Origin of the sequence: Vibrio fortis, assembly GCF_024347475.1 — a bacterium.
GTDB classification, from domain to species: Bacteria; Pseudomonadota; Gammaproteobacteria; order Enterobacterales; family Vibrionaceae; genus Vibrio; species Vibrio fortis.
Genome location: NZ_AP025487.1, coordinates 1962622 through 1983798, shown reverse-complemented (window position 1 = coordinate 1983798; position 21177 = coordinate 1962622). Strand labels below are relative to the sequence as shown.

Here is a 21177-nt window from a genome sequence, read left to right as displayed (position 1 = left end):
ATTAACCTTAGCCTTCCTTTACCTAAGGTTGGCCTACTAGCCTCCGAATAACAAGGTCAATTTACGTCACTGAGAAATTAAAAGATCAGTTTGTCACGAGTATCACGTTTGGTAGGTAGGTCTCGCTTGAAAGCAGATTTATCGGTTCGCTGAACCGAGTTATCGAATAGATCAATCGAACAAAAAAGGCCAACTATGAATATCATAGTTGGCCTTTTGAAATCGCAATATTTCCGCGTTTATAAAGACGATTAGCGCTCGCCTTGTACTTCAAAGTCGTCGCTGATCAAGCGAGCATGTCCGTCTTCTTCCACTACCCAGTGTTCACGATGTACAACACCAAACGCCTTATTCATTGTCCAACTAGACGTTAAAATGTAACCGCCGTCTTGGTGCTCTTCCCATTTTACGTCGGTGTAATCTACATCTTTAAAGCCTTGGTCAATGATATTTTGCCAGAAAGCTTGGATCGCTTCTCGTCCTTCAAAAGTACCAAATGGACGAGCATTCATAATACATGTTTCATTGTACTGGGCTGCACAACCTGCAGCGTCTTGGCTGTTGAATGCGGTTTGCCATGCTGCAATGCCTTTCTTACACGCTTCTAAGACTTGATTGCTCATCTTTAACTCCAATATGTTTGTTGTGCTGATTCATTGATACTGAGTTTAGAGCTACTCTTTATTTTGAAAAACAGAGATAATAGAAATGACTGTTTATAAAAAGAGAACAATAAAATGCACAAACTCAGGCAGATGTCGATTTTCGCTCATATCGTTGAACAGGGCTCTGTGTCTGCTGCTGCGTTAAAGTTAGACCTTTCAAAGTCAGTTGTTAGCCAACACTTGAAGCGACTTGAGGAGGAGCTTGGTGCGTCATTGCTAAAGCGTACTACTCGCCGACAAGTTCTTACCCCAATGGGAGAGCGCTTTTATCTGAGCTGTAAAGATCTGAACAATCTTGCAGACTCAGCGTGGGAGTCGGCTCAATCTGAACTGGAGGAGCCTCAAGGGCGCATTAAAATAACTGCTCCAAATGCGTTGATGGACGTGTTGGTGGCACCTGTGATAGCAGAGTTGATGAAAACCTACCCTAAACTTCAACCTGAGTTGTTGAGTGACGATCAGCGTTTAGATTTCATGAGCAATGATATCGATCTCGCTATTCGTGTAGGCAGTTCCCCAGACAGCACATTGAAGCAGAAGCGATTGGGTGGATTTAGAGACCAGTTGTGTGGTGTAGTTTCCATGCGGGGACAGGATCTCAACGCTTTGCCGTATATTGCGAATGCTTGGCAGGGAAGAGAGATAATGCATCACTTTGAGTCGGACACGGGAACACCATTTAGCTTATATAAACAAGCTCATTGCGTTACAAATTCAATTCATAGTTGCGTGGCACTGATCAAAGCGGGTGCTGGAGTGGGCGTATTGCCGGACTTTTACTTAAAGCAGTACGATGAGCAGCTCATCAATCTCACGCCTTTGCATCACCTACCAGTCAACACGGTTTATGCGCTTAATCCGTATATGCATCATACTCCAATAGCCGTTTCGTTATGTGTTGAGGCGCTGGAAGCACGTTTGTCAGAGGAGCTGACGGGCACATACCGTTAATGCAATTCACACGTTGCGAACATTAGGTTAGCCATTTGGTATAAAGGTGGGTGATATCACACTAAAAAACATTTGTAGTATAATAATTCATTAATGTGATATTCAGCCAACTTGTCGTACAAATCTTCGTCTATATTATCTTCCGTTGCACAGAGGAAGCTGTGCAATCTATGGAATAAAATAATAAACGTGAAACAAATTATGGAGACTTGTATGATTTTTAATCCCTGCAAACCACTGTCCTACGCAGTGATGCTCGCCCTTTTTTCTGGTGGCGTAGCTGCTGAAACATTGACGATTCAGTCTGCATCGGACTGGGGTGGGGCACACTCCTCTTATCCTGCTTCTAACGCTATTGATGGTGACACGAGTTGGTCTTCCCGTTGGGCGGCACAAAATGCACCTGTTAATTTGGTGTTGGATCTTGGCTCCGTTCAAAACGTTCAAGATGTGAAGATCGCTTGGGGTAAAGGTGAGCAGCAAACCTATAAATTTGAGGTTCGTGCGTTAGCGGACGAGAGCTCAAGTACCTGGGATAAGATTTACAATGGCTACAGCAGTGGTACTACATCTCAATTTGAAACCTATGACGTTCAAGACGTACAAGCCCGTTGGGTTCGTATTAAGGTATTTTCTAACAGTGCCGAAAGCGTATGGACAAACATTACTGAAGTGGAAATTCACGGTAACGACAGCACTGACTATGGCCTTGATCCGAGTGCACCACCGTCTGACAATTTTGATTTGTTAGATTGGTATGTGAGCATTCCGGTGGACGAAGGCGATGGGTACGCAACATCGATTAAAGAGAAAACCCTTGATGCTGGATATGAAGACGAGTTTTTCTATACAGGCAGTGATGGTGGGCTGGTGTTCTACACGCCTGTTAAAGGGGTTACCACATCAAGTGGCACCAAGTATGTTAGAACCGAGTTACGTGAAATGTTAAGACGTGGGGATACTTCTTACTCAACCTCGGGTAAAGATAACAACTGGGCGTTTTCTTCGATTCCTTCCAGTGATCAAGCTGCCTTTGGTGGCATTGATGGTACATTGAAGGCGACGCTCGCAGTGAACCACGTGACGACGACAACCTCGAATACTGAGCAAGTGGGTCGAATCGTGATTGGTCAGATCCATGCTGAGAAGAATGAGCCGATCCGCCTTTACTATCACAAACTACCGAATAATAACAAAGGTGCCATTTACTTTGCGCATGAAACCTCAAGTTCGACTGGCGGCGATGAAACTTGGTACAACTTACTCGGGAATATGGTGACATCAGATGGGGATCTTAACAGTGAAAGTAACCCAAGCGATGGTATCGCGCTGGATGAAACCTTCTCATATTCAATTGTGGTTGAAGGCGATAAGTTAATTACAACCATCAGTCAAAATGGTACGGAATTGGCTGCTAAAGAAGTTGATATGACAAATAGTGGTTACGATGATGCTGACAACTACATGTATTTTAAAGCGGGTATCTACCTGCAAGACAATACGAGTGACGACAGCGATTATGCACAAGTGACATTCTACCAACTGGAAAACACGCATAACTAAACGAGTGTGAAAATCCAGCTGACAACAAACCAAAAAGGAGTGATGTTTACCATCACTCCTTTCGTATCCTTCAATCGATGTCACCATCACTTTTCTGGTGATGACGGCGCTATGTGTCGTGTGTCGACTGCGCCGTTACTAATATTGGCTAGGGAAGTTAGCGTTGAAGATTGGGAACAAGGCTTTTAGTTCTTCTTCGGCAATATACGCACGTTGCGTTGCGGTCACTTCACCATCTAATCGATAGACAGCCATTGCTGATGCATGCAATGCGTTCTCTAACCAAGAAGTCTTAAGGTAGGCACAGTAAGCGTCTTCACAGTTACGCGGGTCTTGAGTCGCCCAACTATCTGAACCAGTCTTCCAGCCAAGTAGTGATGAACCTTCACGTTGAATTGAGTCTGACTCCATATAGTCAAAGGTTGAGTCAACATGTTCAACGCTGATGTCTGTACGACCAATCAAATCACTATAAAAAGTAAACGTTGGCCAAAGATCATGTCTATGGTCTGCTAGGGTAAATACGATTTTGCTTGAGCCTTCAAGGAGCAGCGTATCGCGTTCAATGGTGAAGGTAATACGCTCATCTAAGCCAGCCAAGTTACATGTCCACAATTCACACGCCGTGTACATTTCTTCATAGGTGGTTCCCCAACGTTGTGCAGCTTCAATGATCAAAGGATCTTTCGATGGGTTAAGCCCGTTATCTTCGTCAGGATCGGTTTGGTCGTTGCCATTGTTACCACCATTATCATCCGGTGGAAGAATAGGTGCCCCTGGGTCTCCCGGCACTGTTTCACGATCGGTATACGAATTATCTGAGCTGTTACATCCGACCAATAGCGCTGCGATAACCGCGGCAAAAATAGCATTCTTTTTCATGTTGACTGCACTCTTTAAAATTTGTTGAGCGTCCCTAGTTATTCGTATGAGCATTGATGAAGTTGGCTCATTGATGACGTCCTGTAGATGCAGTCATAGTATTGATAAGTCTTATCGGTTTCTAAACATAAGTATTTATAAGGGTAATAAGCAATTCTTATTATGTATCGATTAAATGCGCACGATAGCGGAGAACGGTTAGTGGAGTAAGTAGTCCACCTGCGTATAGGTAATGTGCAGGTGGGGTGTTGTCGCTTGTGCTAGCGCTGACTTCGATTAGCGATAATTGTCTGCTTTAAGATACCCAGTAACCATTGGTTGATTGGGTCATGTTGTTGAGAGCGACGACAACTCATTACGAAACGGATTTCGATGTTGAGGTCATTGGGCAAATGAATACTTCGACACCCTGGTGGAACGCTTCCGTGGGTAGTAATACCAAAATGATCCGTCTGCATTACAATGTCGTGCACGGTTTGTGGTAATGCGACCTCGGCCTTAGGCGTGAAGTTGAAACCGATATTGGTCAAGCGCTCTAAAAGAGGATATTTATTGTCATTCCAGCCCGCTGACTTATAGATCACTACGGGATAGCTCGCTAACTCTTCAATGTTGGTGGCAGGGTGGTCATCTCTAACAAAGAACACAACCGTGCCTCTCCCGAATTCTGACTGAGCAATTGACTGAGGCAAGCTCTCATCGAAGTAGTGTGCCGCTACTGCATTTTCACCATCGATCAGGCGATTTCTGGCGTTGTCGTCCCAATGTAAGAATGAAATGGTGGATTTAGGAGCTTGCTGTAAGAGTGCGAGGTACAGCTTATCGCCCAACTGTTGCCAAAAATGGTTGTTGGCGTAGATCTTTATCGGCCCTTGATAAGTTTCTGGCGAAAAGCCTTCTGGCTTGATGGAAGCCATGCTGTCGAGAATGCTATCAAAATGCTTAATGTTGGCCTCGACAAATGAGGTGGGCTCAAAACCATGTTTGGTTTGAATAAACAATGGGTCATCGAGTTGAGTCTTAAGTTTGCTGAGGTTTTTGCTAATCGCACTGGATGTCTTTCCTAACGCTTCGGCGACCGCTCCCACATGGCGCAGCTCATACATTTTTTTTAAGACCAAGATATTTTGCATATCAAGATTGGCGTTCATTTCCGTCTCCGAGTTCACGTCCATGCGTTCATCCTAATCTTAAGTTTTAGTCGCAAAGACAGAGCTAGGTCAAAATCTGATTTTGAGTTTTTTATTCTGAGGCTCGCGAGCAGTTTCTATTTTGGAAATCTTGGTTTTCCTCGTGAGAGCAATAGGTTAGGGCTAAAGTAACTACATCAAAACGAACGACCCCTATTTAAAAGAACAATGAGGTGATGTATGAAAAAGTTAATCGCACTAGGTTTAATGGCTATGTCTATGAACACGGCTTTCGCTTCTGATGGTAACTACACAGGTACGATTGATATGACAGTAACTTCTGATAACCAGGTTCAATCTGAACGCATTGCACCACAGCCAAAGCTACAAGGGCGCAATGAAACGTCTGACGGTGGAGTGCGTTTCGTATCTCAAGCGGATAAACACGACTTTGTACTCAATGGCCGTCGTGACTAAGGTTTCCGTTACTCTGTATTGAGATAGCGACAGCCACGTCGAAGCCAATATCTTGTTAAATTCATAGTCTTATCTAATAGCCCGCACAGCAAATGTGCGGGCTGTTTTATTTTTAGGTAATTAATTGAATTACAAAGCAGAATCACCAAATTATTCCTACACTTAGGTAAGTTCTAAACGCTGTATAAGGAAGAAGTGCGTGGTCAATTGGTGGTCTTGTCGAACATCAAGCCTTTTGATGTTGTGGTTAATCATACTGAGTGTTGTCGTTAGCTCTAAATTAAGCTGGGCGCAAACTGTGCCGGAGTTAGGTTATGTAGAAAGTGAAATCACCAAGCTCAATGGCGAAAGCCCCAAAAATGAGGTATTGATTGGTCAATATGAAACATTGAAGGCGCGGTTAGTTGCCGATCAAGAGAAACGTATTCAGCGCGATGATTATCTAAAGGCGATAACTCAATTCCCCGTCCAGCGCGAACGCTTGATGAACAACATTAATGATGTCGAATCTTTAGACATATTCAAAACTGACCAATTGGTGAAGTTCAGTGATCTTTCGCAATCCATCGCTTCACTGCAAGCGGCACTCGTGGAGTGGCGAACAACGTATCAAACCAAATCCGAGCAAGCAAAACGATTGGGAACCGATCGCACGGAATTGCCAAGTAGTCTTGCTCAGTTGGATAAAGCCATAGAAAAAGCGAATCTAGCTCAGAGTGATAAAGGGGAACCGATAGACCAATGGCTTGAGTTAAGTAATGTTTCTAGCCTTAAATTAGAACGTGAAGTACTGGCCGCAGAGCTACAGAGTTTAGATGAGCGCACCGAGATTGTTCGATTGGAGCGCCAACTGCTGGATCGAAAAATCAAACTCGCCACGCCATTAGTGGTGAATTTGCAAGAGCGTTTGACGCAAGTTGAGCAGGCTTCGGTTCGCGAGCTCATTGATCAAGTCAATGCCTTGCAACATCAAAGAGACAGTCTCTCTATCCCAGATTTGCAGTTGGCTGACAAGTTGGTGGATTTTGCCAATGAGTTAGAAAAGGTGCTAGTTGAAACAGACCAAGCGCGAATCACGGTTCACCAAGTGGATGCGGAAAGACGAAGCCTGACGAGCGAGCTGCGTTTAATTAAAGACAATCTTAACTGGCTGCGAGACAGTACTGCTTTTGGTGATTCCATCCGAGCGCAGCTACAGCGTTTGCCAACCGTGGTTGAGAGTAGTGACATCCCTAATAGCATCGCCCATGCGCATATTAGAAAATACGAGATAGGGCAGAGCTTAGATGACATTGCGACGAGTAGAGCCGTATCTGATATTCAACACACCGAGGAGCCATCAGAAGAGCTAAACCAACTGACTAACCTCATTCTTAAGCAACTTACAGATAGCTACGATAAGTTGATTGTTGCCTTGAGCAAACTGCAAACCTCGAAAACCCAATACATGCTTGAGGTAAACAGCGCGCGTACCTTCTTACAACAACAACAGCTATGGAGCCGAAGTAATGTTCCATTGTGGCAACACCTGACCAGTTTCGAGCGTGATGTGTGGTTAGGAGATCAACGTCCGTTCATTGAAAGGTTTGAACAACTCACCAAAGAGCAGCTAATCAGCATCGGTTTGTTAGTCGCGTTCTACAGCGTAACACTGTTTGTTCTTTATATTCGTTTCTCCAAGCGAGCAATTAGTCGTCGATTGGAGTATCAGAAAATATTCGGACATCCACTCAAAGACAAGTTCCGATTTACGCTCATTTTGTCCCTAATGGCCTCCCTTCGGGCTATAGCCTTGCCACTTTGGTTTGGAATGACGGCGTATATCGTGCATTGGCTGTGGCCGATTTCAAGCTCTGAAGAGATCAAGACGATTACCTTTGCCGCAATGACTGGCTTGTTTGTTGTGGAAGTGATGTTCTCACTGAGCTCTCCAAAGGGCGTGTTGGATTTACATTTGAGCTGGCCGAGTTATATCTGTGAATATTTGAATGCTGGGGCGAAGCGCGTTCGCTGGCCGCTGATCATTTTGCTGGTGGCCATCTACGCGGCGGAACTTGCGGCTGGCTCAAAAGAAGCCGAGATTTCAAGAGTCCTGTTTCTGGTTCTGATCGGCTCGATGCTTGCGGTTTATCACTCCTTGCTTAGAAAGCAGCATTTACCATCGACTTTCCCATCACCATTCAACCAAGGACTAACCTTGTTTATCATTCGAGCCGTGGTACTGGGTTCGTTTGTTGGCATTCTCGCAATGGCGATAGTCGGTTTGTATGTCGCGTCTTGGGTGTTGTTGATTTATCAGCAGTTAACGATTTTCGTTATTCTCGGTGGTTTGTTTATTTACCAATTAGCCGAGCGTTTCTTAAAGCTTGAGCATCGCCAATTGACTTATCAACGACTGTTAGAACGCCGAGAAGAATTGATTGCTCAGCAGCAAGAGCAGGCCGACGAACCGCCGGAGTTGGCAGAATTGCGAGAATCAATGCCTGACGTTGAAGAGCGTGCTTTGGACAGCGAACAAGTCAGCGAACAGTCGATTACATTACTTCGTGGGTTATCACTGATAGGGCTAGTGATCGCGCTATTGACTCTATGGTCGAGTGCCTTAGAGATGACGAGCCAGCTCAACAATGTGGTGGTTTGGCAGGTGAGCGAAACCACCGAGGCCGGTGCAAGGCTGGTGGACATCACCATTCAGTCGTTAATTTACGCGGTGATCACGCTACTGGTGACTATGGTCGGCGTTCGCAACTTGCCCGGTGTTTTAGAACTGCTTATTTTAAGGCGTCTCGATCTTGCTCCTGGTTCGGGCTACGCCATTACCACACTGCTTAGGTATCTAATTCTGGTTGGTGGTGTGCTGACTGTTTTCGCCATGCTCGGTTTTCAATGGTCTCGCCTACAATGGTTAGTTGCCGCGTTCGGTGTTGGTTTAGGTTTTGGTTTACAAGAGATCTTTGCCAACTTTATCTCCGGTTTGATTCTTCTGTTCGAGCGTCCAATTCGGATTGGTGATATCGTGACCATTAATGAATTGTCGGGAACCGTGAGTAAGATACAAACTCGTGCAACCACGATTATTGATTGGGATAACAAAGAGATAGTGGTGCCCAACAAGGTGTTCATCACCGAAAAACTGATCAACTGGTCTTTGACCGATCCTGTCACACGAGTCGTGATCCCAATTGGTGTTGCGTATGGTACTGATGTCGAAAAGGTTGAATCACTGCTTTACCAAATCGCAAGTGATAACCCACTGGTTCTTGAAGACCCATCCCCATACGTGGTGTTCCTTGCTTTTGGTGCTAGCAGCTTAGACTTTGAACTGCGTGTGCATATTACAGCGATTGAGCACCGACTAAGCACCATTCATCTAATTAACAAGAACATTGATAAGCTATTTAGAGAAAACAATATCGAGATTGCTTTCCCACAAATGGATATTCACGTTCGTGATTGGCCGAATAAGCCAAGCTAATCTGGCTATGTTTTCAAAATGAGGCTGTCACTTCGAGTTGGCTGACAGCCTTCTTTATTTCCTAAAGCTAAAGAAAGGAGTCTAACAAGCCCATGTTTGAACCCATTGAGATCGAGTTAGATGAGCTCAAAATCGCCGCTTATACGCCGACCCATAATTTATCGGACGGTGTTAGTCACTTGTCGGAGTCCGATCTATCTGAGGCTGTACTGAGCAGCAAAAAATTGGACGCGTTATTGGTGTCTTCGAGCGGCATTAACCAATCACAACAAATGATTGGATTATGTCAGCTTTCAGATACTTTATTATTGGTATTTGATAACCCTTCGAATGACATGAGTGCGGTATATAGAGTTATTGATAACTTAATCGGAAAACTGCAATCACATGAAATGCCGAATAATCTCGATATAGTCGATCTACGCAACTTGTCAGAAGGTAGTGACTTTCTTTTTGCCTTTGATAACCACAGTGCAGTGTGCGACTTTCTCGATGCTCAAAACTTAGGAAAAGTGGTTGGTGGCGTTCACCTCGCGCATAAGGTGACTGAATTATCACAATATAAAAACGCGACCGATCAGCTGTTAGATCGATTCCCTGACACCGCATACCTGTGTTCCAGCATATACAGTGATGGTATTGGCGACTCTACGACGGTGATTGGTATCAAATCGGAATCGTCTAAATACTGATCTGTTGGTGAGGAAAATAGCGTAGATTCATTTCTTTAGATTGCTGTAGCAATGCAACTGATGTACAACCAAAACTCGGATAATAATAAGAGTGTAATTGCATGAGTTTAGTAGTAAGACAAGTCACCATCGAAGATGCGCAAGGCATCACTGAAGTGCTCAACCCAATCATTACAGAGGGTTTGTATACCATACTCGATACGACGTTTTCAGTTGAAGAAGAAAAGGCTTTTATCGCCGATTTCCCTAAGCAAGGTGTGTTCACTGTCGCTGTCGATCAAGTACAAGAGAAAGTCATCGCCTTTCAAAACATCGAGCCTTTTGCTTCTTATACCAAAGCTTTTGATCATGTTGGGGTTATTGGGACCTTTGTCGACAGCGCTAGTAGAGGGCAGGGTGTATCTAAAAAGTTGTTCCAGTCGACGTTTGAAGTGGCAAAACAAAAAGGCTATGAAAAGCTGTTTGCTTATGTTCGAGCAGACAACGAGAGAGCGTTAGCGGCTTACCAACGTCAAGGTTTTGAAGTGGTGGGCACTGCTAAAAAGCATGCTAAGTTAGGCGACATATACATTGATGAAGTTTTGATAGAGAAGTTCTTGTAACTCTCTTAGGCTCAAAGGGCACAAAATATAAATAGGCCAGTATAAGGGTAGAAAGGTTACATGAATTTAGATATTTACCAAGTCGACGCTTTCACTTCAGCTCCGTTTAAGGGCAACCCTGCAGGTGTATGCATTACTGAACAACCATTGAGTGAAGCGTTGATGTTTTCAATCGCTCAAGAAATGGCGGTATCAGAAACGGCGTTTCTAACCCTAAACGACATGAAACTTCGTTGGTTTACCCCTGAAATCGAGGTGAAGCTGTGCGGACACGGTACACTCGCCACGACGCACGTTTTGGTCGAGCGTGGTGATTTAAATGTCGGTGAACGTGTTACTTTTCAAACCCTATCTGGCCCTTTGAGTGCAAAGGTTGTAGAAGATGGAATTGAGCTAGATTTCCCACAAACCAATCTTCTATTCGATCACAAGTTCAACCTGCCTTTGATAGAGGCTTTAGGTATCCAACCTGAAGAGATTGCTTCATATGGTGAGTTTGATTCTAAAGTCTTTATCCAAGTGAATAGTGAAAGCACGGTAAATGTTCTTACCCCCAATTTTGATGCTATGAAGCAACTTGAGGGCCGAGGTGTAGTGGTGACAGCGCAGTCCGAACAGCAACATCTGGATTTCATTTCACGCTATTTTGCTCCTTGGGTCGGAGTGAACGAAGACCCTGTGACGGGTTCAGCACACTGTGCACTCGGCCAGTTTTGGAGTCAAAAGCTAAATAAAACCACTCTAAAGGCGTATCAAGCATCCCTGCGTGGCGGTGATATTTCTGTGGAGGTATTACCCAACCAGCGTATTAAGCTAAAAGGCACAGCCAAGACGACCATCAAAGGCGTGATGAGCGTTTAGTTATTCACCGCTAATTATTATCGCGATGATGTGATGAATCCTTACTAAAAATAATGAAAAGCCAAGAGTTCTCGTCTATTTCCACGAGTGAACTAGGCTTTAATCTGAGGTTTAGCGAAAATCGTACAGAGATTGGCCTTTTCTTATGAGAGGCGCGTTAAAAAGGTGGACTTTACAAAGCGGTTGTACCATCCTGCGTCTCCAATTTCATTCAACCTAAGCAATGAGACGAAGTGTCTGCTGAAATGTTAATCAGCCTCCCGTATCTCATTAATAGTAAGGAGTTCAACTTGAACCTATTTGTAAGAGATCTTACCGTTATCGATTCTTCATACATCTGTGAACACAGAGGGGTCGTGGGAGATAGTTGGATTTTAGATGTCATCATGTCTGGCGAGCTCAACGAAATGAGCATGGTGCTGGATTTCAGCAGGGTAAAGAAACAGATTAAACACCTTGTTGATGAGTATGTTGACCATCGCTTACTGGTGCCAATGAAAAACCCAGCTATCATTCATAACGCCACCAAGCCAGGCTATTCAACGCTTGATGTGATGCGTGGTGATAAGAGCATTCACCTGCAATGCCCAGATGAAGCGTACTGCTTGATTGATGCAGAAGCGATCACCATCGAAAGTATCACAGCACATGTCTACGATATTCTGCGCGACAATCTTCCTAGTAATGTCTCGGGTCTAGAAATCACACTTCGCCATGAGAAGATTGACGGTGCGTTTTACCACTACACACACGGTCTCAAAAAGCACGATGGTAACTGCCAGCGCATTGCTCACGGACACCGTTCACCTGTTGAAATTCTTGTTGATGGCAATCGAGATGCGAAACGAGAAGAGGCATTCGCGAAGCGTTGGGAAGACATTTACCTTGGCTCACAAGAAGATGTTACAACGCTGGACGTACTTAACTTGAGTGAACATGCACAAGCGGTGACAGACGAAAGCCACTATGCTTTCCGTTACACGGCGCCTCAAGGTGAGTTCGAGCTAGCGATCGCGAAGAGTGAAACTGAAATCCTGCCAACTGACACGACTGTTGAGCTTCTAGCGGGTTATATTGCTGACCAAGTAAAACCAAGCCTTAATTATGGTCAGTCTCTTCAGATTGTCGCTTACGAAGGTGTGGGCAAAGGCGCAATGGCGTCTCGTTAATCTAACTCGAAAATCATTCATGCACTGGTAATGCAAACGTAAGTTACCAGTGCATTTCTATTTCTAAACCCTACGCTGTGGTTGTTTCAATTTAACCACCTGCTGCCACCAAGCCTGATTGAAGTCCTTCTCCGTCTCTCTCTTTTTCTGGTATTTGCACAAAAACTGTCTCAAGCGTTGTTATAACGTCGTCTATTATATTTTGGACTAACTTTCAGTGTTGTTTGGAGAGGTCGTCAGTTTGGAAAGGCTTGCTAATGTTATAAGTCTATCTAGAAAATGGTAAAACAGCATTGAACAAAGGGTGTTGGTGTGTAGTGTATTTAGCATACAAAGGATTTGCCTAATCTACTTTAAGGAAAATACGATGCCGAAAATCGCTGATACACCAAAACCTCCTTATTACGCCGTTATCTTCACCTCTACTCGAACCGACGGCGATAATGGCTACGGAGAGATGGCAAATAGGATGCTTGAGTTGGCTGAGTCACATGACGGATTCTTGGGTGTTGAATCCGCTCGTGAAGAGGTCGGAATCACAGTGTCCTACTGGCAAGATTTAGCTTCTATCAAAAAGTGGAAGCAAAACTCGGAACATAGGGAAGCTCAAACTTTAGGTCGAAAGCAGTGGTATGAGACATTTAAGGTGCGCATTGCGTTAGTGGAACGTGATTATGGGTTGGATATATAGTGTTTTTCTTGTTGCAGACTCGAAGATCTAAATAGGTAATTAGATTAATTACCAAAACATATCGAACCTTAATGCCGTTGAAAAATTGTGTCAAAGCTACCTGATTCGCAGGGTAGTCTTAGGAGACTTATTCAGACGGCAGGTGTTGTTTCAGTTCTAAAAGCATGAGATAGGCACTTTCCCCAGTAAGCTCATAGGGTTTGAATTCATCAGAACCTGAAAATTGAAGGTTGAGTAATGAAGTCAATTGGGTTTGTGGCACGTCTCCCATAGACCAATCACCAAATTGTCTAGAATGGATTTCTTTGTAATAGATGATAGTTACATTGGAGTGGCGTGAATCGTTTATGATGTGATTGTATGTATGATTTAATTCTTCGCGAGAACCTTCTAAGCACTGCAAAAAATAATCACTGTTATGGCTCAATAATCCCGTGATATTCCGCTCTTTGTTGTATTCACGAGACTTGGCCAAGATGTCTTTTAAGGCTGACGCATCACAATTCTTACAAAGCGTACTAACGTAAATCAATCGAGCTAAAGGCATAATTATCTCTCTGGTTCTTGCTTTGATTACTCATAAATATAATCCATTTGTCTCAAATTGCGAGTTGGTGAATAAAATGGCTGTAGCTCATATTGCATTTGGATACTCGTCTACTCATTGTTATGTGTGGGAGTGATGAGAGGGGGCAAGGCCTTTTGTGCGTATGGAATGAAACGGAGTTGAAAATGCAGCCAATAGAGGTCCCTGATGAGCTAAGGTCAAAATGTGGCTCAAATTTACATTGGGGCTTGTATAAAATTGATGTAAAAGTAAGGTCTGGAGCCATACTCTATAATTTAAGTGTCCGAGATAAAGCGGTGTTTGAGCCAACGGTTGGTGAACCTCTCGAACGATATAACTTTCGAAGTTTGGATATCGTATCCGTTAGACCTGCGACTTTGCTAAGTCGAATAAAAACTATGTTCTATGGTTGGTAGTAGCACTACCATAAGCGTATCTTTGACCTTTATGTTTGAGCAAAAGCACATACAAACTGTTCCAGAGAGATTCGCAACGCGTGGCATTTGTACTGTACGTTGGTTTTAAGGATTAAGGTGGTTTGCAGAGGCATTGGTATTGTGTTGCTCACCCCGTTATAAAAATTAGGAGATATTCGCGATAAATGGACTTATTTATAGAGTTGTTGAAAACTGGTGATTATTGGATTGCTATTGTTGTCGTAATCGTAACTATTGCTGTAAATACCCCTAAAATAACCGAATACTACTTTTTACTTCGCAAAAATAGAAAGGCTCAAATTTTATCTGCTATGCAAGAACCGAATGTTTCGGAAGAACTAAAGGCTCATTTGAAAAGTGAGTTAGATATTGAGTGTTTTAAAAGTATTCACGGTGTCCGTATTAGTCTACCAATGTTAAAAGCGGTCTATGTACTTGATGAGAGAGTTGGGGCGTCGGTTTCCTTCAGGCATGTTCTAAAAACAGTTAAACTTTTACCAGATATTTCTGGCGTACAACTCCTGTCATACCGGATCAGACTAAGTACCCTAGATAAGGTCGTCGCACTTTACAACTTAGTGTTTGGATTACTCATTGCTGGCTTTGGGTTTGTAACATTCTTACTAGCGATTAATTCCATTGCGTATGGATTTGAATTAAGTCTTCTTCTTACTGGTGCTATCATCTTACCTTTGGGTTTTTGTATGATTAATGATGGTGGTGCTCTGATTTCTGTATATCACGTCAATAAAGCACTCAATGATTATGAAAGGGCAACAGAGGAAAAATCTTAATAACAGATTGTTTAAGAGTGATTTGGCACGCGTGACATTTTTGCTATGCGTTGGTTTTAGTGATTAAGGTGGTATGCGGAAGCATCGATATTGCGTGCCTCACCGCTTTATTTGGCGTTATGTGCTTGGAGGAAATATGGAACTCAGAACATTTATTAGCGAAACACTGAAAGACATTATGGGTGGTGTTCACGATGCTCAAACTGAAGTTGAGTTTGGTGAAATTGTTCCTTATACAAATGAAAACCTGTCAGTCATAGAAACAGGGTTAACTAGCTTTCAATCTATTGATTTTGAAGTTTCAGTTAATGTTGTTGAAAACGCTGGTAGTGAAGCTAAATTGAATGTTGTTGCTGCAGTAATCAATGGCAATGTCAAAGGGAATAGTTCTAGCTCATCGGGTCATTCGGCAGTTCTCAACTTTAAAGTACCTGTAAAGATGCCAGTGCATCCGGAACCAGTTGATATGGAGTAAAGCTCAAAAAATGTCTCAACAATTGCTTAGAGTACGCACATACAAGCGTTTAAGGGGGCTCCCAACGCTCAGTATGCACAGTTTGATTCAGTTTTAGTGTCTACGTCACAATAATTTAGGTAGGGTGGTGGTGTTGCACATCACTTAGTGTTCTGACTTGGCTTTCTGCCATTTATTGAACTATTCGCTTCATTTCTTCATCAACACGAAATTGAATTCTAGCGTCCACTATTTCTTTATGTGTACGAATGTTTGCAGTGGGTATGAAGGTTGGGAAACTAACTAAATACGCGAGATTTACGACGTTTTTGAGGGCTCAAAAACGGTGAAACCCCGATGTTGGTAGCATCGGGGTTTCGAATTTTTAGATTTATCGATTGGTAAGGTCGATTTATCTTTTATGCAAAAGGTTGGATTTATCCAACTAATTCCTTGGTAGGGAATTAGATGCGGATGAAGTCCATGTGCTCAACTTTTGGCTTGAACGCGTGACGTTGAACGTCTTGTGGCTTAACCTTAACTTCTGCGCCGTCGATCACTAGAGTGATTGCTTCGTAGAATTCAGGCTTGTCCATTTGGTTGATCACGTCGTCGTGTACTAGCGCGATAGAAACTGGCGCTGCTTCACCACCGTAAACAACTGCTGGGAATTGACCAGCGTGACGTAGGCGGCGGCTCGCACCTTTACCTAGTTCAGTACGTACTACTGCTTCGAATTTCATAGTTTTACTCTCAAATTAGTAAAAATTAAGTTCACACCTCAATGCGACCTTGAGTGTGTGGTAATGCTCAAAATAAACAAGTTCATGTTTGAGCGAGCGCGGATACTAACACTCTATTCTAGATTGAGCAAGTCAGAACCTCACTTGGAAATAAAATAAACGAGCAAATTAGTGCGTTTGTAGAGAAAACCACCGGAAGTGCTCATTTCTGCAATTTTATCTGTTTTCCACAGTGTCACCAAATCCATTTTAACCTTCATCAAATCATCACGTTAATGAACGGAATATGAATGCCAAACTAAGGATTGGTTAAGGCGTATCTAGTTAATCTTATTGCAACTTAAACAGCAGAACGTAACAGGTGGATTTATGGAACCGATCAGCATTGTGGTTATCACGTTAAACGAAGAGAAGCGCATTGGGCGTCTAATGGAAGAACTGAGTGTTCAGACACACCAAGAGTTTGAAGTTATCGTTGTTGACTCTAACAGCGAAGACAAAACCCGAGAGGTAGCACAAGCGTATGAGAGCGCGTTACCGGCGCTTACTGTTCATCATATGCAAGAGCGAGGTGTGAGCTTAGGCCGTAATACAGGCGCATCGCTTGCGAAATACAACCGGATTCTTTTCTTAGATGCCGATGTCGCACTACCAAGAAACTTCCTAGCGAAAGCTCTATACGAGCTGGATGAGCGTAAGCTTGAAGTGGCCGGCGTTTACATGAGTTCTAAAGGTTTACCTTTGGTACATAAGTTTGGATATGGCTTATTTAATATTGGTTTATTCGTAACCCAGTTCTTTTTCCCGACGGCAATTGGCGCTTGTATCTTCTCAACTAAGCGTGTTCATCAAGAGGTTGGTGGCTTCGACGAAGAGATCGTGCTGTGCGAAGACTGCGACTACGTGAAAAGAGCCAGTAAAACATGGCGCTTCCGCTTCCTAAATATGACATTTGGTTTTGATCCAAGACGTTTAGATCAAGATGGTGTTGTGGAAACCGGCATGACTTACCTTAAGGCAAACGTGCGTCGATTCTTCAAAGGTGAAATGCGTAATAACGAAATGAACTACCAGTTCGGCCACTACAGAGAGCAGTAATTAGAAAGGTATCGCTATGTTTGAGGGATTAGGACTGTTTTTAGGCGCATTGGGTGATGCGCTGATCGGCCCCAACCTTTTTGTTCCAGGGGAGCCGTTTTTCATTGCTGCTGGTTATCAAGCTTATTCGGGTGCGTGGTCGGCCTTGATATGGGTAATGTTGGGCGGCTTTATCGGCGATCAACTTAGCTACTTTATCGGTTCGAAATGGGGTTTTAAGGCGCAGAGAAATCTGATGGCTTATCGCCCGAAAACAAGACGACTGATAGCACGTTGTCGATACCTTATTGCCAGAAAAGGAACTTACATTATTCTGTTCGCACGCTTACTTGGTCCTATTGCTTGGGTAGTACCTGTTATTGCTGGCTCGCATAAGGTGTCATGGCATAAGTTTTCATTGTTGGCGACCATTGGTTTGATAATGGGTGGTGGTCAGTTTATCTTTTGGGGGGCGCTACTGGCTCACGGCCTAGAACATTTTCCTATGCTGCAAGGGGTTCAAACCTTTATCTCTGAGCACCAAAGCTTGCTCATTGGTCTATTTGTCGTTGGTGTGTTTGCTATTATTGCGCGCCGCCTTAAGTGGCGTAAAGTCATGCTTAAGTCGAGCGCAATGTTGGTGGCTTGGGTGCTTTACGCTAACTATGCTCATTTCTTCTGGAAGGCAGATGATTTTGATACTCAACCTTCAGAGTTGGCGGAGCAGGCGATACATTTAGACACGGTTACATATAAGGCGTTTCCGGGGAAGTCTTCTTTCTATGATGCACAAGCAATCAACGTTGTGTATATCGGTGAGAGCCCACGAGAACTGATGGGCGAGCTTGGCTGGATCGAAAATCAAACCTTCTCTCGCAACGAGATCGAATGGGTTGGTTATCTAACACTGCTAAAAGAAAATACGCCACCCGTTTCCGACCTGTATTGGCGAGGTGAACCACAAGATATGGCATTTCAGCTACCAGGCAATTTGATGAAACGCAGTCACATTCGTTGGTGGCGAGCAGGTTTGGATCCAGAGACTCAACAGATGAAATGGCTTGGTGCGATTAGTTATGACAACGGCTTAAAGCTAACGCCATACTCCGGCATTGTGACGATTTTGCATAACATTGACCCAAACGTTGACGCAGAGCGTGACCGCTTAGAATTACAGGTGAGACAAAACCTTCCTCAGGTATCGATAGAACAACAGCCCTTAGCGAGAGCCGAGGTTCTAAACGATGATCATGATTACTTTACTGATGGCAATATCTTGGTGATTGGTGGGTAACGCCTTGTTAGCTCGCATCGATCAGATATTCGATTAAACCGCAATAAGCATACCAATGCGCTTGGTATGCTTATCAGATTTGCTTACTATCAAGCTCTAAGCATCTATTTTTGAGAAAGCTGAAGAATAAGAGTGGCTTTTAAACCGCCCATGGAGCTTTTTTCTAAATTGAGTTGGCCGCGGTAACTGTGTGCCATTTCATTTACGATATTGAGCCCTAAACCTGTTCCCGGGGTTGTTTCATCCAAGCGTACGCCACGCTTAACCGCTTGGCTCATTTTCTCTTCCGGGATACCCGGTCCATCATCTTCAATAATCAGTTCAATTTGACCTTCGCTGAGCTCATTGGAGTGCACGCGAATAATGCTGGCAGCCCATTTGTAGCTATTTTCCAAAAGGTTACCGACCATCTCATCAAGATCGGTCTTCTCTACGGCTACCTCAATCTCTGAATCCAACTCGTTGATCATGGTCACTTCATTGGCTGCATAGACTTTATCAAAGGCCATCGAGATAGCTTCTACGCGTTCACAAGGCGATGACTTTACCGATAGGATGTTCATTGCGCCCGCCATACGAGCCCGACCCAAGTGATAATCAATCTGGCTTTGGATCTGGTCAATCGGTTGCTGTAGTAAGTGTTGGTTCTCTTTCGGGACAGAGTGCACTTCATTTTTGAGCACCGAAAGCGGTGTTTTTAATGCGTGCGATAAATTGCCGGCATGGTTTCTGGCGCGCTCTAGTAACTCTTGATAGTGAAAGAGTAGGGCATTCAAATCAGACACCAATGGTGAGACTTCTTTTGGGTAAGTGTCGCTTAGCCCTTGCTGTTCGCCTTTACGTAGCATGACTAACTCTCGCTGCATCTTGTTCAGCGGTAACAGTGACCAACTGACTTGAATCCCGATGAGTAGCAGCACGCCCACAAATAGAAGCATTAAGATAATCCATACTTGTCCAGTTAGGTCGTGCAAGGTGGATTCAAGCGGATCTTCATCGACACCGATAGTTATAGTGACAGGGTCACTAAATTCGGGTAGATAGATTTCTTGTTCAATATAAATGAGTTTTTCTTTGTCTGGACCTTTAATCGAGGTATGGATCGGCGAGCGCTTGATATCCATGTCCTTATCCCACAATGAGCGGGAACGAATTACCTGTTCTTGAGTCGCCGCGCGCCAATAAACACCACTGTAGGGTTGGTTGTATCGCGGGTCCGATAAGCGTTCGGCCATGACAAGCAGGCCAGCACTATTAGTTTCGATGTTAGCTGTAAGCTCATCCATGGTGAGACTGAGCTGCTGCTTTAAATCATCAACCAGATAATCATTGACCAGTTTTGGGATACCGATACCTGCGGCAAGTATCATCGCACCTAACCAAAAAGCCGCAGCAAGGAGCAAGCGGCTTTTTAGACTGATTTTCTTGAGGGACTTTTTATTTAGAATCATCGCTATTTTGGCTCACTTTTATCTAGGGTCAAAATGAGCCATTCACAGAGAAAAAGAGATCAGTCGGCGTTCAACTGATAGCCTAAACCACGCACAGTTTTAATGATCTTCGGGGCGATCTTTTTGCGGATGCGGCCAATGAAAACTTCAACGGTGTTTGAATCGCGGTCGAAGTCTTGCTTATAAATGTGTTCAACGAGCTCAGTGCGCGATATAACCTTGTCTTTGTTGTGCATAAAGTAGGCAACGACTTTGTACTCAAGCGCCGTTAAGCTAACCGCCTGACCCTGCCAAAGTACCTTCGAGCTGCGAGTATCTAGGCTTAAATCACCGATTTGTTGAATTGGCGATGCAGAACCAGATGCTCGACGCAGTTGTGCACGGATACGAGCAATCAACTCAACCATTTCAAAGGGCTTAGTCAGGTAGTCATCGGCACCTGCGTTTAAGCCTTCTACACGTTGAGTTAAGGTATCGCGCGCACTAAGAATGATCACTGGCGTATTGATATTCTCGTCTCGAATGCCTTTTAGTACCGTTAAGCCATCGAGTTTTGGTAAGCCAAGATCGAGAACAATTGCATCCCACTCTTCTGAAGTTGCACGATAAAGTGCATCGATACCATCTTGCGACAGTTCAGGAACCCAGTCGGCGCCTTCGAGAGTTTCAATAATTTGTTCGCCTAAACGCGGTTCATCTTCAATGACGAGAATTTTCATGATTGGCTCTTCTTATTTGTTGTTATTCGTTTTTTGTTTTTCGCAGCGGACAATATTTTTATTGTGGCGATGATTCAGTGTCAGTTTTAATCGCTTCTTTGAAGTTTCGCCCTTTTATCATCAGCATCTCTAACGTTTCCGCGTTGTATTCGACCTTGATGATGTTGTTCTTGTGGTTAATTTTGAGCTCGTAAACCCAGATATCGTCGTCTTCTTCAAGTTCGACTTTGATGATGCGACCGTGCAGGTCATTTTCTACCGCCGCGTACATCTCAGAAAACGGGCGAATGTAGCCTTCTCTAACGGCTTCATAAACTTCATCTTGGTCTTCTTCGAACTCGATGCGCGTGCCTTCCTTATGAACGTCTTGAACGAGGTCGTGCCCGTTAGGGTGTGAGTCCGCCCATACAGAGCCGGAAACCACTAAGCCAAAGCTTAAAGACATCAAAGAAATCATTGCTTTACTAAACATAGCGAATCCT

General features: G+C 43.8%; 21 protein-coding genes. 13 read left to right on the top strand and 8 right to left on the bottom strand.

Going from position 1 to position 21177, the window contains the following annotated elements; genetic code table 11:
• Positions 1-251 precede the first annotated feature (251 nt).
• Positions 252-623 carry a YybH family protein gene (locus tag OCV50_RS08535; protein WP_261902788.1) on the bottom strand — a complete coding sequence of 124 codons (372 nt, stop codon included), beginning with the start codon at positions 621-623 and terminating at the stop codon, positions 252-254.
• 114 nt (positions 624-737) lie between these two features.
• Here OCV50_RS08535 and OCV50_RS08530 point away from each other — a divergent pair, with 114 nt between their 5' ends.
• Both OCV50_RS08530 and OCV50_RS08525 read left to right on the top strand, forming a co-directional pair.
• Entirely contained in the window at positions 738-1616 is an 879-nt protein-coding gene (locus OCV50_RS08530) for a LysR family transcriptional regulator (RefSeq protein WP_261902787.1), read from the top strand.
• A 213-nt stretch (positions 1617-1829) separates the two neighbouring features.
• Positions 1830-3179: a polysaccharide lyase family 7 protein gene (locus OCV50_RS08525; protein ID WP_261902786.1), complete on the top strand. Its 1350-nt coding sequence runs from the start codon at positions 1830-1832 to the stop codon at positions 3177-3179.
• Between the two features lie 138 nt (positions 3180-3317).
• Here the strand turns inward: OCV50_RS08525 and OCV50_RS08520 are convergent, their stop codons facing one another.
• A complete protein-coding gene (locus OCV50_RS08520; RefSeq protein WP_261902785.1) occupies positions 3318-4061 on the bottom strand; it encodes a hypothetical protein in 744 nt (247 codons plus the stop codon).
• A 260-nt stretch (positions 4062-4321) separates the two neighbouring features.
• Entirely contained in the window at positions 4322-5212 is an 891-nt protein-coding gene (locus OCV50_RS08515; protein ID WP_261902784.1) for a LysR family transcriptional regulator, read from the bottom strand.
• 219 nt (positions 5213-5431) lie between these two features.
• Here OCV50_RS08515 and OCV50_RS08510 point away from each other — a divergent pair, with 219 nt between their 5' ends.
• The 7 genes from OCV50_RS08510 to OCV50_RS08480 all read left to right on the top strand — a co-directional run bounded on the left by OCV50_RS08510 (position 5432) and on the right by OCV50_RS08480 (position 13158).
• Positions 5432-5668: a hypothetical protein gene (locus OCV50_RS08510; protein ID WP_239842791.1), complete on the top strand. Its 237-nt coding sequence runs from the start codon at positions 5432-5434 to the stop codon at positions 5666-5668.
• A gap of 238 nt (positions 5669-5906) precedes the next feature.
• On the top strand, positions 5907-9143 hold the full coding sequence (locus OCV50_RS08505; RefSeq protein WP_261902783.1) for a mechanosensitive ion channel domain-containing protein: 3237 nt from the start codon (positions 5907-5909) through the stop codon (positions 9141-9143).
• A gap of 92 nt (positions 9144-9235) precedes the next feature.
• Entirely contained in the window at positions 9236-9835 is a 600-nt protein-coding gene (locus tag OCV50_RS08500) for a hypothetical protein (RefSeq protein ID WP_261902782.1), read from the top strand.
• A gap of 101 nt (positions 9836-9936) precedes the next feature.
• Positions 9937-10437, top strand: a complete 501-nt coding sequence (locus OCV50_RS08495) for a GNAT family N-acetyltransferase (RefSeq protein ID WP_261902781.1) — start codon at positions 9937-9939, stop codon at positions 10435-10437.
• Positions 10438-10497: 60 nt separating this feature from the next.
• Positions 10498-11298, top strand: coding sequence for a PhzF family phenazine biosynthesis protein (locus OCV50_RS08490; RefSeq protein ID WP_261902780.1), 801 nt, complete (start codon positions 10498-10500; stop codon positions 11296-11298).
• A 290-nt stretch (positions 11299-11588) separates the two neighbouring features.
• On the top strand, positions 11589-12467 hold the full coding sequence (locus OCV50_RS08485; RefSeq protein WP_261902779.1) for a 6-pyruvoyl trahydropterin synthase family protein: 879 nt from the start codon (positions 11589-11591) through the stop codon (positions 12465-12467).
• A gap of 367 nt (positions 12468-12834) precedes the next feature.
• Positions 12835-13158: an antibiotic biosynthesis monooxygenase family protein gene (locus OCV50_RS08480; RefSeq protein WP_261902778.1), complete on the top strand. Its 324-nt coding sequence runs from the start codon at positions 12835-12837 to the stop codon at positions 13156-13158.
• Between the two features lie 127 nt (positions 13159-13285).
• Here the strand turns inward: OCV50_RS08480 and OCV50_RS08475 are convergent, their stop codons facing one another.
• The gene (locus tag OCV50_RS08475; protein ID WP_261902777.1) at positions 13286-13705 is read right to left on the bottom strand and encodes a BLUF domain-containing protein; all 420 of its coding nucleotides are present in this window, start codon (positions 13703-13705) and stop codon (positions 13286-13288) included.
• A gap of 622 nt (positions 13706-14327) precedes the next feature.
• Between OCV50_RS08475 and OCV50_RS08465 the strand changes: the two genes are divergently transcribed.
• A complete protein-coding gene (locus OCV50_RS08465; protein WP_261902776.1) occupies positions 14328-14957 on the top strand; it encodes a hypothetical protein in 630 nt (209 codons plus the stop codon).
• A gap of 136 nt (positions 14958-15093) precedes the next feature.
• The gene (locus OCV50_RS08455) at positions 15094-15432 is read left to right on the top strand and encodes a hypothetical protein (protein ID WP_261902775.1); all 339 of its coding nucleotides are present in this window, start codon (positions 15094-15096) and stop codon (positions 15430-15432) included.
• 443 nt (positions 15433-15875) lie between these two features.
• Here OCV50_RS08455 and rplY read toward each other — a convergent pair whose 3' ends face one another.
• Positions 15876-16154 (bottom strand): 50S ribosomal protein L25, encoded by a 279-nt coding sequence (rplY, locus tag OCV50_RS08450; RefSeq protein ID WP_239842142.1) that lies wholly within the window; start codon positions 16152-16154, stop codon positions 15876-15878.
• Between the two features lie 369 nt (positions 16155-16523).
• Here rplY and OCV50_RS08445 point away from each other — a divergent pair, with 369 nt between their 5' ends.
• Both OCV50_RS08445 and OCV50_RS08440 read left to right on the top strand, forming a co-directional pair.
• Positions 16524-17252, top strand: coding sequence for a glycosyltransferase family 2 protein (locus tag OCV50_RS08445; RefSeq protein ID WP_261902774.1), 729 nt, complete (start codon positions 16524-16526; stop codon positions 17250-17252).
• Between the two features lie 16 nt (positions 17253-17268).
• The gene (locus OCV50_RS08440) at positions 17269-18525 is read left to right on the top strand and encodes an LssY C-terminal domain-containing protein (RefSeq protein ID WP_261902773.1); all 1257 of its coding nucleotides are present in this window, start codon (positions 17269-17271) and stop codon (positions 18523-18525) included.
• Positions 18526-18629: 104 nt separating this feature from the next.
• Here OCV50_RS08440 and OCV50_RS08435 read toward each other — a convergent pair whose 3' ends face one another.
• From OCV50_RS08435 to OCV50_RS08425, 3 genes are read right to left on the bottom strand one after another with little or no spacing between them, the layout of a single operon-like run.
• Positions 18630-19976: an ATP-binding protein gene (locus OCV50_RS08435; RefSeq protein ID WP_239842139.1), complete on the bottom strand. Its 1347-nt coding sequence runs from the start codon at positions 19974-19976 to the stop codon at positions 18630-18632.
• 59 nt (positions 19977-20035) lie between these two features.
• Positions 20036-20695, bottom strand: coding sequence for a response regulator transcription factor (locus OCV50_RS08430; protein WP_261902772.1), 660 nt, complete (start codon positions 20693-20695; stop codon positions 20036-20038).
• Positions 20696-20753: 58 nt separating this feature from the next.
• Positions 20754-21167 carry a PepSY domain-containing protein gene (locus tag OCV50_RS08425; RefSeq protein WP_239842138.1) on the bottom strand — a complete coding sequence of 138 codons (414 nt, stop codon included), beginning with the start codon at positions 21165-21167 and terminating at the stop codon, positions 20754-20756.
• Positions 21168-21177 lie beyond the last annotated feature (10 nt).